At 56.2% G+C, this 13591-nt stretch carries 11 protein-coding genes and 1 tRNA gene; 4 read left to right on the forward strand and 8 right to left on the reverse strand.

The window, feature by feature from the left end:
• Positions 1–10: 10 nt before the first annotated feature.
• Both HY36_RS13345 and HY36_RS13350 read right to left on the reverse strand, forming a co-directional pair.
• The gene (locus tag HY36_RS13345; protein ID WP_035553750.1) at positions 11–778 is read right to left on the reverse strand and encodes a DUF3450 domain-containing protein; all 768 of its coding nucleotides are present in this window, start codon (positions 776–778) and stop codon (positions 11–13) included.
• Between the two features lie 410 nt (positions 779–1188).
• Positions 1189–1263: transfer RNA gene (locus HY36_RS13350), tRNA-Gln, on the reverse strand.
• A gap of 204 nt (positions 1264–1467) precedes the next feature.
• Between HY36_RS13350 and sppA the strand changes: the two genes are divergently transcribed.
• Positions 1468–3240, forward strand: coding sequence for a signal peptide peptidase SppA (sppA, locus tag HY36_RS13355; RefSeq protein ID WP_035553753.1), 1773 nt, complete (start codon positions 1468–1470; stop codon positions 3238–3240).
• A gap of 48 nt (positions 3241–3288) precedes the next feature.
• On the opposite strand, the gene HY36_RS13360 is transcribed toward sppA, so the two are convergent.
• Complete coding sequence (locus HY36_RS13360; RefSeq protein WP_241764210.1) at positions 3289–3975, reverse strand: RluA family pseudouridine synthase; 687 nt, start codon at positions 3973–3975, stop codon at positions 3289–3291.
• A 44-nt stretch (positions 3976–4019) separates the two neighbouring features.
• Entirely contained in the window at positions 4020–5333 is a 1314-nt protein-coding gene (locus HY36_RS13365; protein WP_035553758.1) for a replication-associated recombination protein A, read from the reverse strand.
• A 59-nt stretch (positions 5334–5392) separates the two neighbouring features.
• Here HY36_RS13365 and HY36_RS13370 point away from each other — a divergent pair, with 59 nt between their 5' ends.
• The 3 genes from HY36_RS13370 (at position 5393) to HY36_RS13380 (ending at position 9056) form a co-directional block, all read left to right on the forward strand.
• Positions 5393–6235 carry a TauD/TfdA dioxygenase family protein gene (locus HY36_RS13370; RefSeq protein WP_035553760.1) on the forward strand — a complete coding sequence of 281 codons (843 nt, stop codon included), beginning with the start codon at positions 5393–5395 and terminating at the stop codon, positions 6233–6235.
• Between the two features lie 58 nt (positions 6236–6293).
• Positions 6294–7559 carry a cytochrome P450 gene (locus HY36_RS13375; protein ID WP_035553764.1) on the forward strand — a complete coding sequence of 422 codons (1266 nt, stop codon included), beginning with the start codon at positions 6294–6296 and terminating at the stop codon, positions 7557–7559.
• A 114-nt stretch (positions 7560–7673) separates the two neighbouring features.
• A complete protein-coding gene (locus HY36_RS13380; RefSeq protein WP_035553766.1) occupies positions 7674–9056 on the forward strand; it encodes an alkaline phosphatase family protein in 1383 nt (460 codons plus the stop codon).
• Between the two features lie 10 nt (positions 9057–9066).
• Here the strand turns inward: HY36_RS13380 and HY36_RS13385 are convergent, their stop codons facing one another.
• The 4 genes from HY36_RS13385 to HY36_RS13400 all read right to left on the reverse strand — a co-directional run bounded on the left by HY36_RS13385 (position 9067) and on the right by HY36_RS13400 (position 13534).
• Positions 9067–10485 (reverse strand): Do family serine endopeptidase, encoded by a 1419-nt coding sequence (locus HY36_RS13385; RefSeq protein ID WP_420537742.1) that lies wholly within the window; start codon positions 10483–10485, stop codon positions 9067–9069.
• Positions 10486–10556: 71 nt separating this feature from the next.
• Complete coding sequence (locus HY36_RS13390) at positions 10557–12017, reverse strand: MFS transporter (protein ID WP_051602795.1); 1461 nt, start codon at positions 12015–12017, stop codon at positions 10557–10559.
• Positions 12014–13237: an acyl-CoA dehydrogenase family protein gene (locus HY36_RS13395; RefSeq protein WP_035553771.1), complete on the reverse strand. Its 1224-nt coding sequence runs from the start codon at positions 13235–13237 to the stop codon at positions 12014–12016. Before HY36_RS13395 ends, HY36_RS13390 begins: the two co-directional genes overlap by 4 nt.
• Positions 13238–13249: 12 nt before the next feature.
• Positions 13250–13534: a putative quinol monooxygenase gene (locus tag HY36_RS13400; RefSeq protein WP_035553773.1), complete on the reverse strand. Its 285-nt coding sequence runs from the start codon at positions 13532–13534 to the stop codon at positions 13250–13252.
• Between the last annotated feature and the right edge of the window lie 57 nt (positions 13535–13591).

Genomic DNA, 13591 nt, shown 5'->3' on the forward strand with positions numbered 1-13591 from the left:
TGCCTGCCGACTACTGGACGGAGAACTTCTGAACCGGAGCGAACAGCACGTCTTGCTGGGCTTTCGCCTGAGCAACACGGATCGCCTTGTCGATATCTGCAGCGTAGCTGCCTTTCAGTGCTTCCCACTCACCCGTGGCGCGGTTGTAGCGAGCTGTCTTGCCATTCGGCGTCGCATAAACGAGCGCAACACGGCCGTAGAGGAACATGTCGACGGTCACCGGGTTGCCATCGATGTTGATCTCTTCCTGCCAGGTGCTGATCGTGCGGCCGTATTCCATTTCAGCCTGATAGGCGTCCATGATGAGGCGATACTGTTCAGCTGGCGTAACGTTCGGCGTTTCCATGACAGCATCCAGACCGTCGAGGCGAACCTGACGCTCTTCCATTTTGAACGGAAGGTCTGCAGCAACGAAGGCCTTCAGGTCTTCGATCATGCTCAGTAGCATTGGAACTGTTTGAGCCGTGATATCATCGATTGAGCCGAGCTGCTCGGTCAGGGATTCAATCTCCTGCTCCTGGCTCTCAACAACCAGAGCCTGCTGCTTGGCATAAAGCTCAGCGGCGTCGCGACGCTGCAGCAATGTGCGGTACTCCCGCACCATATCCGTGCGCTCATCGTCAAGCTGGTTGATTTGCTCTTGAACCTGTTCGGCACGCCGGGTGGCTTGCTCACCGGTATTGAGCGCATCGCGCAGCTGGGCCTGCGCCGGGACGGCCAGGCCTGCAATCAGCGCAGCGGCAAGAACGCCGCGAGCTGGTGACAGAAGTTTCTTCATGAGGTTTGCCTCTCACTCTCCAAACGGTCGCGCAGGAATTGCGCGTAAAAATTCGACAGTCAGGCGCCCTGCTCATGAGGACGTCCCGGTTTCAATGCCATGACCACACACACAATTGGCCTGGTAGGTATTGTCGGAAGCCGAAAGGCGCAGAGACGCCCGACCTCTCCCCTGAGCTTTGGAGCGTGGGCCGCTCTCTATCTATACCCTTTGCCACTCAGACGCCGGGTACGCAACGCCCTTACTTTTGATCTCCAAGGCTAACAACCCTGAATTCGGGGATCAACAAGCGGGTTTACGATTCAGTTAGGAAAATATCGGGCACACGCCCGAACGCAACCGGCGTGATACAGTATCTCAAAATATTTGTCGTTCGCTATCATACCACTTGTGTGGCAACTGCGAAGAAGTGGCTGGGGTGCCAGGATTCGAACCTGGGAATGCCGATACCAAAAACCGGTGCCTTACCACTTGGCGACACCCCAACGAAGGCGCCGAAATAGCCACTCTTGCGGTGGCTGGCAACACCCGATCTCATCCTTTGCAGTGGATTTGTGCAGGTAATGCGTCGATCCGCCCTAATTTTAATACGGATGCTATGCCCACCTTTACTTTTTATCGATAATCGGCAATATCGTTTTACAGAAAACCATAGACTCCCAGACCGTGCCGATGGAGACCCCAACTAGATGAAGACGTTTTTCCTTTCCATGGCAGGCGCCCTTGCCGCCATGTTCATTTTTATTTTTCTGATCTTCTCATTTTTCATGATGCTCATAATTGGAGCATCAAGCTCAAAACCTGAGCGCCCTGATGCTGTGGTCCTTTCCATGGACCTCAACATGGAGCTGTCAGACCAAGCTCCATCCGGTGGCTTCGCCGCATTGTCTGGTTCGCCCGGCTTCATCGACCTCCTTACACGCCTCAAGGCGGCAGAAGATGATGAGTCTGTCAAAGGCCTGTTTATCCGCGGCGCATTCATTGGCACGGGCAGCTCAAGAGCTGAAGAACTTCGCCAAGCCATCCACAGCTTCCGCGATTCAGGCAAATTCGTCATCGCGCATTCACAAGGTACGCTGGGCGTTGGCGGCCCCTCTGCCTACTGGTCCATCTCGGCGGCGGATGAAATCTGGATGCAGCCCGGCGCAGACCTGGTTGTTCCCGGACTGACGTTCGAAACGGAATTCTTCAAAGGTCTGTTCGAAAAAATTGACGTCACACCTGAAGTGTATCCGTTCTATGAATACAAGAACGCGCCAAACTCCTACAACGAAACCTCCTACACAGAGCCGCACCGGGAAGCGATGAGGGCACTGGCTGAATCGCTCTGGGAAACAGGTCTTGGCGACATCGCTGAGGACCGTGGCTTGTCCGTGTCATCCCTGAAAGCAACGCTCGAAGGGGGCATGATCCCAGCGGAGAAAGCCGTTGAACTGAAATTGCTCGATAAGACCGGATACCCTGAAGAAGCGTCCGAAGCTGCCTTGGAACAGGGTGGCAAGGGGGCGCAATTGGTCGACCTCGTATCCTATCAGGCCCCTGCCCCCGGATTGCGCGCCCCGCAAATCGCGGTTGTTGGCGGTGAAGGCGCAGTCGTCACGGGAGGCTCTGAATCAGACTCTCCATTCGCGTCTCCGCCTGGCTTCGCGTCGGACAACATCGCGCGCGCCATTCTGGACGCTGGGGCGAACGACAAAGTGAAAGCCATTATTTTCCGCGTCGACAGCCCTGGCGGATCCCCGATTGCGGCGGACCAGATCTGGAATGCAATTGAAACGGTACAGGCAGACGGAAAGCCGGTAATCGTTTCGATGGGGTCGCTCGCGGCATCCGGAGGATATTACGTCTCTGCCGGCGCTGACTATATTCTTGCAAACCGTGCAACACTGACTGGCTCAATTGGAATCTTTGGTGGCAAGTTCGCCATTGAAGGTGGCCTGAACAAACTCGGCATCACTTTCGACCGGGTCACTGTCGGCGGCGAGTTTGCGGGTGCTTATGGCACGTCAACGTTCACCGATACGCAGGAAGCCGCCGTAAAGGACATGCTCAAGCGCGGCTATGACCGGTTCCTGAATATCGTCGCAGATGGTCGCGGCATGACGTATGACGAAGTGCATGAAGTGGCTCGTGGCCGCGTCTGGACAGGTGCCGACGCTCTGGAAGTAGGTCTGGTCGATGAACTCGGGACCTTCATGGACGCTGTCGAAAAGGCAAAGGAACTGGCCGATATCGAAGCGGATGTGACTCCACGTCTGGTCTACTACCCGCACCGTCCGACCGGATTGGAAGCTCTTGAAGCTCTGTTCGGCGTGTCCGCCGAAGGCGCCGAGGCCGCCATCATGCTCAACCGCCTGACCGACGATAAGAATGTCCAAGCACTGATCGAGCAAATGGCAACGATGGAAGCCGTCAATTCCGGACAGGCCCAGATCGTGATGCCACGCTTCAGAGAGAGATAGGCAATCACTCATTCCTGACAAAAGCCCTCCCGAAATGGAGGGCTTTTTTTATGTGCCGTACTCAAGGGCTAAACCGAGCCTTGTCGCGACCCGCTCAAACTCACTGGGAACCGGGGCACTAAATGTCCGCCTCTCTCCATCAGGATGCGTGATCTCAAGTGACTGCGCGTGCAACATGAGTCGATCCGCTGATCGCTGGCCAGTGCCGTAAAGGTGATCTCCGAGAATTGGACAGCCCGCCCCCATCAGGTGAGCCCGTATTTGATGCATGCGCCCAGTTTCCGGTGAGAGCTCCAACACGGCGTGATTGCCAGTACGAGATACAACTCGCCAAGCGGTTGCGGCGGACAGTTTCCCCTTGCGGTCCGGCTTGGCGATCAACATGCGCGGGCGACCACCCTCTTCGACTTTCACAAGTGGCTGGTCGAACACGCCCTCGTCGCCATCAGGGATTTTTCCCTCAACGACAGCAACATACGTCTTCCGTGCACGGCGTGAAGAGAATTCCTTAGACAAAAACGCTGCAGCAGGCTTTGTCCGTGCGACGATGATAACGCCTGACGTCCCCCGATCAAGACGATGAACCAGCCGCGGCCTCTTCCCATTTGACTTGGCAAAAGCCACGAGCAGGTCGTCCAGCGACTGCTCAACACCCCCGCCGCCCTGCACAGCCAATCCCGACGGCTTGTCGAAAACGATCACTTGGCTGTCTTCATGGAGCAAAATACTGCTCACATAAGCACGATCCGCCTCCCTCAGAGACGGCAACGGGCGATTTCTCATGAGTCACCCCGATAGCGTTTACGAATTTCGGCAACATAGTTCATGCGCTCAAGCACTGCGCGTTCTCGCCCACGTCCGGTCGGTTCATAAAACACGGGGCGCCCCATTTCTTTCGGAAAATAGTTCTGACCAGACACGCCCTCCTCCGTATCATGATCGTATATGTAGCCGTCCCCATAGCCCTGATCTTTCATCATGCTGGTTGGTGCATTCAGAATGGTTTTGGGCGGCATCAAGCTGCCAGTCTCTCTCGCGGCTGCCCGAGCCTTGTGCAGGGACATATAGGCAGCGTTCGATTTCGGGGCAGTCGCCAGATGAACAACGCAATGCGCCAACGGAATAAGCCCTTCCGGATCTCCCAACCGCTCGAAGGCTCTGGCTGCCTCGCCAGCTACCATCATCGCCGTCGGATCCGCGAGACCAATATCCTCGCTCGCCATCACGACAAGTCGGCGCGCGATGAAGCGAGGATCTTCTCCGCCTTCCAGCATACGCGCGAACCAGTACATCGCCGCATCCGGATCTGATCCGCGAACGGATTTGTGAAGCGCCGAGATCAAATTGTAATGCCCGTCGCCGGATTTGTCGTAGGCAGGCGCACGTTTCTGAAGCGCAGTAGACATCGCCTCAACTGAGAGGACATCGCCTTTGCCGGCGAACGTATAGACCTGCTCGACCAGGTTAAGCAGATAGCGCCCGTCGCCGTCCGCCATTTCCATCAGAACCGCGCGTGCGGCAGGTGCTACCGGCAGCGCCCTCCCCTCCAGGGTTTCAGCACGCTGAATGAGTTGACCAAGCCCGGTCTCGTCCAATCGCTTCAACACCATGACCTGGCACCGCGACAGCAAAGCGCCATTGATTTCAAAGCTTGGATTCTCGGTTGTTGCCCCAACCAGCGTCACGGTCCCCCCTTCGACAAAGGGCAGGAACCCATCCTGCTGCGCTTTGTTGAACCGGTGGATCTCATCAACGAACAGCAAGGTTCCCTTGCCGGTCGAACGGCGGGCCTCAGCACGCTCGAACGCTGCGCGCAAATCCTTCACGCCGGAAAAAATCGCGCTTATGGCCTCGAATTCGAGATCCGTCTCGCTCGCCAACAGACGGGCGATAGTAGTCTTCCCGACCCCGGGCGGGCCCCAGAAAACAATGGAGGATAAACGCCCGGCGTCGAGCATACGCCGTAGTGGGCCGTCCGCCCCCAACAAATGGTCCTGTCCAACGACCTCCGAAAGAGACTTTGGGCGCAAGCGGTCCGCCAATGGTTGCGGCGCGCCTTCCGAGAGGCCGGATGCAGAGAAAAGGTCGGTCATGAGCTCGTTCTAGGCGGGTTTGAATGCCGTGATAAGGTGGAAGGTGGAGGAGACATATAATGACATTGAAGATTGCACCAACGGGGGAAGCGTGCGGCGCTGTTGTTCGCGGCGTTGACCTGACCCAACCACTCGCCAAAGAGACCGTAGATGAAATCCGGTCGGCGTGGCTGGACCACCTGGTTCTCGTGTTCCCGGACCAGGAAATGAGCGACGAAGATCTTGAACGCTTCACGCTCTATTTTGGCCCCTTCGGAGATGACCCGTTTATCGCACCCATCGACGGACACGAACACATTATCGCGGTTCAGCGCGCCGCGGACGAGACAGCTCCGATCTTCGCTGAGAGCTGGCACACGGATTGGAGCTTTCAGGAATCACCCCCAAGCGGAACGTGCCTGTTCGGAATCACCATCCCCCCATCGGGTGGCGACACCTTGTTCTCAAACCAGTATCTGGCTCTGGAACACATGCCGTCAGAGTTACGCAGTCGGCTGGAAGGACGAAAAGCCGTCCACTCCGCCCGCAATGCCTACGCGCCGGGCGGCATGTATGGTGAAGCGGACAAGGAAAACGGCAGGAGCATGACCATAATCGCCTCTTCCGATGCGGAGGCGACACAAACTCATGATGTCATTCGTACACATCCCGAAACCGGCCGGGAGACGCTTTTTGGCGCCGCCGGTTACATTACGGGTTTCGAAGACATGACGGACGACGAAGGCTGGGCTCTCCTGACAGAGCTCTACCGCTGGCAAACCCGGCAGGAGTTCCAGTATCGACACAAATGGCGAGAGAACATGCTGGTCATGTGGGACAATCGCTGCCTGCTTCACATGGCGACCGGCGGCTATCCTGGTCATGCCCGCCTGCTGCACCGCACAACAATTGGCGCTACCTGAGCGCTGGCCTCCTGCCCGTTTCAGGCGTACTTTGAAAAGAAAAAAACGGGAGGAACACATGGCCGATACCGAGTATGGGGCTGCGAGCGCAATTCCAGACCCCTGGACACTGCCGCTTGAGACATTTGACGTGTCCAAGGCGGAGATATTTCAGAACGACATGCAAGGCGAGTATTTCCGGCGTTTGCGACAGGAAGCGCCCGTACACTACTGCCCGGAAAGCTCCGTAGGCGCATATTGGTCGGTGACCAAGTATCACGACATCATCGCCGTCGACTCCAATCACAAGACATTCTCGTCTGAGCCGAGCATCGTGATTGGCGATCCCAGCGACAATTTCCAGCCACCGATGTTTATCGCCATGGACCCTCCGCTCCATGACATTCAGCGGAAGGTGGCGCAGCCTGCGGTCGCGCCGACCCAATTGTCAGAACTCGAGGACCTTATCCGACAGCGCGTCAGCACAATTCTGGACAGCCTGCCAGTCGGTGAAGAATTCAACTGGGTCGACAAGGTTTCCATCGAACTGACAACACAAATGCTGGCGACACTGTTCGACTTTCCGTTCGAAGATCGTCACAAGCTGCCCTTCTGGTCAGACGTTGCGACAACGAGCGACGCTGTTGGCATCGTCGGCACAGATATGGAATGGCGGATGAAGCATCTGAATGAATGCGTCGCCTATTTCACTCAGCTGTGGCGCCAAAGGGCGGCAGAGCCCCGAAAGTTTGATTTCATCTCCCTGCTCGCTCACAGCGACGACACCAAGCACATGGTCGACAATCCAATCGAACTGCTCGGCAATCTCATGCTGCTGATCGTGGGTGGGAACGACACGACGCGAAACTCGATTTCAGGGGGCGTCTACTTCCTGAACAAGTTTCCCGAAGAATACGATAAGCTACGCGCCGATCCCTCGCTGATCCCGAATATGGTCTCAGAAATCATTCGCTATCAAACGCCGCTTGCACATATGCGACGCGTGGCGACAGAAGATACCGAACTCGGCGGCCAGAAAATCCGCAAAGGCGACAAAGTGGTCATGTGGTACGTTTCCGGCAACCGGGACGAAGAGGTAATCGACGACGCCGATACATTCCGGATTGATCGCGCAAATGCCCGGCGCCACCTTTCATTCGGGTTCGGGATTCACCGATGCATGGGAAATCGCGTCGCAGAAATGCAACTGCGTATTCTCTGGGAGGAAATCCTGCGCCGCTTTGACCGCGTGGAAGTCACGGGAGAACCGACAAGGGTATTGTCCAATTTCGTGCTTGGTTACGAAAAACTGCCTGTGATTTTGCATCCAAAGGCGACTGCCTGACGCGTTCCACCAGTCTGGTTGAATTTCGAAGCGATGTAATCGACACTTGGCCCAATTCATGCATAAAAAATGCGATCGCAGAAAGCGTTGGCGTTTAAGGGGACCGTGTTTGTTATGAAGGCTGATTTGAAGACCGGGTCGGTACTCGTTCTTGAATTGAACGAGTTGTGCCCACCAATTCTGGAGCGCATGATCGCCGCGGATCAACTTCCGAATTTCAAGAAGCTTCGCGACAGTTCAGAAGTTTTCGTAACTCACACGGATGACCCAACGCTGGAACCTTGGGTACAGTGGCCCACGTTTCACACTGGTCAGCCCGAGAGCGTTCACGGCGCCGCCGAGTTGGACGAAGGACATCTCATCAAGCCAGCTCGTGTCTGGGACACTCTGGCGGAATCCGGTGTGGAGAGCGTGGTCTTCGGTTCAATGAACGCAGACGCAAAGCGCAAAGACCGCGTCTTCCTGGTGCCGGACCCGTGGTCTGCCAATGTCACGCCAAGCGACGCCTCTTATGAGGCCTTTCACAAATTCATCAGCTTTCATGTTGCCGAGCATACCAACCCAAATGCCAAGCCAACTTCCGCTGACGCCATGAATTTTATGAAGTTCATGCTTGGTCATGGGCTTTCATTGAATACGGTTACAACGGCCATGAGCCAGATCGCCGGCGAGAAGACCGCATCTGGCGATCGCAAATGGGGGCGCGCGCTCGTCCTCGATTGGATGATGTGGGACGTATTCGCAAAGACGTGGAAAAAGCGCCGTCCACAGTTCGCGACGTTTTTCGCCAATTCGACAGCGTTTCTTCAGCACCGATACTGGCGTCAGATGGATCCGGACTCCTACCAGGTGAAACCTTCTGAAGAAGACGTGCGGAACTACGGTTCGGCAATCGAGGATTCGTATCGTCACATGGACCGGATCGTTGGCAAGGCCTTTGATCTGGTTGGCCCAACCGGTCGGATCGTTTTGGCGACAGCTCTAAGCCAGCAAGCCAATACCCAATATGAACATATTGGCGGCAAATTCGTGTATCGCCCTCACAGCTTCAAAGACCTGTTTCAATGGGCTGGTGGACCGCAACCTGTTAGTTTCGAACCGGTCATGACACATCAGGCTTGGGCCACATTCCAGTCTGAAGCAGCCGCCATCGAAGCAGAAGCAACGCTCGCCGCGCTTCAGTCGAACGGAAAGACCATCATGGAATGGCGCCGCACTGCAAATCGGATCATGTTCTGGTGTGGTCTGATATCGAAGACCGGACCCGGGTTTGAAGTGACAAACGCCAAAAATGGAGAAAGCACCTCATTTGAGGAGCTGTTCATGCTGGTAGGCCAAGTGAACAATTCTAAGCATTGCCGCGATGGAGCGTTTTGGGTGCAAAGCGTCGACGGATCAGCAAAGCGACATGTCGACAAACTGCCACTGGAGCACGCCTATGGGTTGATGCTGGATATGTTTTCAGACCAGACTGCATCAAAAGTCGCGGCCGAGTGAGACATCCCGCCTAAAGCCGGACTGTGCCGCGCACGACCCGGCCGTTGCGCTCTATCTCAATATCCCAGCTACTGGCTCCCTCGTTGAGCGCCGATTTGAGCTCATCAACCGTCTTCGTTTGAACGCCGTTCACCGAGCGCACAATGTCTCCGGGGCGGAAGAAATTCCGCGCAATAGAGCGGCGCATGACTGAATAGACATAGATGCCTGATCCTTTCTGGAAAGGATCCAGCCCGTTTTCCTCAGCCAAACGAGGAGAGAGCTCAACCACGCGCGCACCTGAGAATGCGGTCCGTCCTTCCAGCAATACAACGTCAGCCTCGCTGGCACCGGGTGGCGGGGCCACGGTCACACCCATGTTCTGGGTCTTGCCGCCGCGAAGCACTGTCAGCGACGCTTCCTCACCGGGGCTCCGCACGGCCGCCAGGAATTTCAGACCCTTCTCATCGAAGACTTCACGTCCATCGATGGCGGTGATCAGATCGCCGCGGCGCAGTCCGGCTTCATCAGCGGGACCATCATCATAGACCTCGGTAACCATCACGCCGACCGGCCGATCGAGACCTTGAGCTTTTGCAATGTCATAGCTGACGGATTGCGCGGCGAGACCGAGCCAAGGGCGTACAAACGTGCCTTCATTCATGGCCGCGTCAACCACGCGCTTCACCATCTCTGCCGGAATGGCAAACCCGATCCCGTTCGAACCGCCGGAGCGAGAAAAGATCGCCGTATTCACGCCAACGAGTTCGCCCTTGGTATTGACCAGAGCGCCGCCTGAATTCCCTGGATTCACCGCCGCATCGGTCTGCAGGAAAAAGGCATAGTCAGAGATTCCGACATCTGTTCGCGCCGTCGCAGAGATAATGCCGCTGGTGACAGTCTGGCCAACGCCGAACGGGTTTCCAATGGCCAGCACAAGATCGCCGACTTGCGCCGCACGCGTGTCTGCATATGGCAATACCGGCAACACCGCGCCCTCAGTGTCGATCTTCAGCACAGCAAGGTCAGTCCGCTCGTCCGCGAGCACCAATTCAGCCGGATACTCCCTGCGATCACTCAGCACGACACGGTACGTATCCGCACCTTCGATCACATGATTGTTCGTTACAATCACACCGTCTGATCCGACAATCACACCGGACCCAAGCGAATTCTGGCGACGCTGCTTGGGAATGGCATTGCCAAAGAACATTTGCTCCATTGGCGATACGCGATTGGACACCATACGTTCGGTGAACACGTTGACGACAGCCGGCGACGCTTCCCTGACAAGCGGCGCAAAGCTGAGATCAATTTCGGTTTGTGACTGCGGCAGTCGCTGCGCGCTTGCGAACAGTGGCAACAAAGCCAGGACAAGAAGGGCCAGAACCGAAAGCCCGGCAACGACCAGGAACTTCGAAACGTGTTTCGTCATGCGGAGTGTATGCATCATGACTATGGCTCTATTGCGGCGTGAAGCAGGTGGCAATTCCTCACTTCATGACAAATCAGTGAGTTTTTTCAGGGAGTTGTGCCCGGCTCATCCCTGGCTGCGAGTGCAGCCAGATTGGCTGCATGGCTTTCCCTGCTGATACGATAAAAGCTCAGACAGAAAATCATGAGCATCCAGATTACGAGCAGCGACACAGCATACCCCCATCCGAGACGGTCCAGCGAAGCATCCGCCACCTCACCCGGCTGCATGCCCGGCCGTAGCTCTGCCACCGACAATACGACGGCAGCCGTCAAAATTCCCGCCCCCTGCGAAAGCTTCCGAATGAAGCTGATACCCGCAAAGAAGATGCCTTCGGAACGGCGCCCTGTGGCAAGTTCGCTTTCTTCAACAATGTCCGCAACCATCGCCGCCATCAGCATTTGCGTCACAATGATCAACGCCACATCGACCACAGTGATCACGAGCACGATATAATACAGCGCGTCAGTCCCGTTGGCAGGCATGAGCCCGAACAGCCGCGCCAGAACGGGGGCTGGCGCAATTGTAAAGGCGAACAAGCCGATGATGATCGCCCCGCGCTTCTTGCCCAGCGATTTCCCGATGAGCGGTGCCAGCACCAGCGCCATGCCAGCCGACAGGAATACGCCCATGGTTAGCCCTGCAATCTGATCGGTGTCAAAGCCCCAGAAGAAGCCATTGATGTACTGATTCAATGCCGCTGATATTCCACTCGCGAACAGACCGAAAAGTGTCGCCAGAAATAGCGCCCGGAATGACGGATTCGAAACGGTCTCGAATATCTCACTGAACACTTTGCCGATGGTGAGGTTGCGAGCAGGCGGCGCTGCCTTGAGGTGTGGGATATAACGATGGGTGCCGACACTGCAGATAAAAATGGCACCGACGATCGTGACCGCTGCCCAGAACCCATAGGTGTGCCATCCATCCAGATTGAAGAATCCCATCTTCACCGTTTCGGTTGGCCGCAATAGCAAAGTCAGCAAGGCAACCTGAATGGCCAAGCCGCCGATCCAGGCAAAGAAATACCTGAATGACATGAGGCTGGTTCGGGCGTCGTAATCCTGCGTGAGTTCTGCGGCGAGTGCGAGGCTTGGCACTTCGTAAAACGTAAAGCACAGCCGCACGGTGATCGTGATCGCAACCAACCAGACAAACAATCCTTGGCTATCCAGTCCCTCCGGAGGATTCCAGGTCAGGAAATATGCAACGCCAAGGGGCAACATGGCTGCGTACATGAAGGGGTGCCGACGCCCGAAGCGTGTGCGGACATTATCCGACCAATACCCGACAATCGGATCCGACACAGCGTCAACGACAAGAGCCAGGAACAACGCGCCAGCAACAAGCGACGCAGAGATGCCCAGGACCTGACTATAGTAGAGCAGCAGAAAATATTCGAAGCCGTTATTCTTGACCCCGCTCGCGGCACCGCCCACGCCATAAGCAATCCTGGTCAGGAAGCCCGGCTTGCGTACGACTGGCGTGGGCGCTGCCGTAAAGGTCAAAGGCCGAGCACCATCTTGGCCATGATGTTGCGCTGGATCTCATTTGAACCAGCGTAGATCGACGTCTTGCGATAGTTGAAGTAACTCGGCGCAACAGGCACGGCATATTGCGGCATTGGCAGGTCAGCATTTGCGCCATCCCGCGCGACAGCGAAACTGTCCTGAACAAATGGTGCAGCATAGGCGCCGGTCGCTTCCAGGATCAATTCCGTGATCGCCTGCTGGGTATCCGACCCTTCGCATTTGAGCATGGAGCTCTCAGGGCCAACTGCCTGCCCCGCCGACAAGGCCGAAAAAATCCTCTGCTCAGTTGCATCCAGACTGTCGATCTTGATTTCCATGTTCGCCAGCTTGCGAGAGAAATCCCGATCACGGATAAGCGCCTCACCTTCAGATTGCTCCAGACTGGCTATCTTTCGCGCCTTTCTCAGCATGTTCCGAAGACCCGGGGCATACGCATTGCCACGCTCGAACTGGAGCAAGTATTTCGCGTAGGTCCAGCCCTTGTTCTCTTCGCCTACAAGCGCTTCAGCCACTGGCACACGGACATTCTCGAAGAAGACCTGGTTGATCTCCTGCTGCCCTTCCAGTGGTCCATCCAGCGTAGGAAGTGCGGAAACAGTGATACCCGGCAGAGTCATCGGAAACACGATAAAGCTGATCCCCTCCTGAGGCTTACCCTCTTTGGAAGTTCTGACCAGACAGAAGATCATGTCGGCCCACTGCGCGTGCGTGGTCCAGATCTTCGAACCGTTGAGAACGTAGTCGTCACCGTCGCGCACCGCGCTCATCTGTAGTGAAGCGAGATCAGATCCAGCGCCCGGCTCTGAATACCCTTGGCACCACCAGACATCAGACCGGAGGATCGGCGGAAGGTACTTTTCTTTTTGCTCGTCTGAACCGAATTCCATCAGAACTGGCGCGACCATCGATATCCCCATCGGACTGACCGTGGGAGTACCGGCAGCGGAAAGCTCCATGTTCAGGATGTAGCGCTCGGATGGTGACAGACCGGGGCCACCATATTTTTCCGGCCAGTTGGGCGCGACCCAGCCCTTTTCATAAAGGCGCTTTTGCCACTCCACCTGGCCGTCCTTGTCGAGATACCCGTTCTTCGACATGGCCATTTTCGCACGCAGCTCAGGCGTATACGCCTCGGCAATCCAATCCCTGACTTCTTTTTGGAACTCAAGGTCTTCCTTGGTAAATGAGAGGTCCATAATTGTCTCGGATCAATCCACGCTTGTGAGGTAGGTAATTTGTGGCGCGCCAGCGAGGCATGCGCCCAGCTTTGGCGCAGCTGCGGTGTAATGCTCGGTCTTGCCATGCGCATCCAGATCGTCCTGGCTGGCATACTCTTCGAGGAAAACGTAGGAGCCGTCTTTGGATTTATAGAGCTGGTATGTGAGACAGCCCGGCTCGCTGGCCTTGACCTTCGCCATCAGGTCCCTTGCGACCTGTTCAAATTCCGCTTCCTTGCCCTCTTGAATGGACAGGTTCACAACCACACCAATCATGTCGATTTCCTCCTGATATATGCGTCTATCCTTAGGATGTTCGGCGCCGACGGCAAG

Origin of the sequence: Hyphomonas atlantica corrig. (assembly GCF_000682715.1) — a bacterium.
Taxonomy (GTDB): domain Bacteria; phylum Pseudomonadota; class Alphaproteobacteria; order Caulobacterales; family Hyphomonadaceae; genus Hyphomonas; species Hyphomonas atlantica.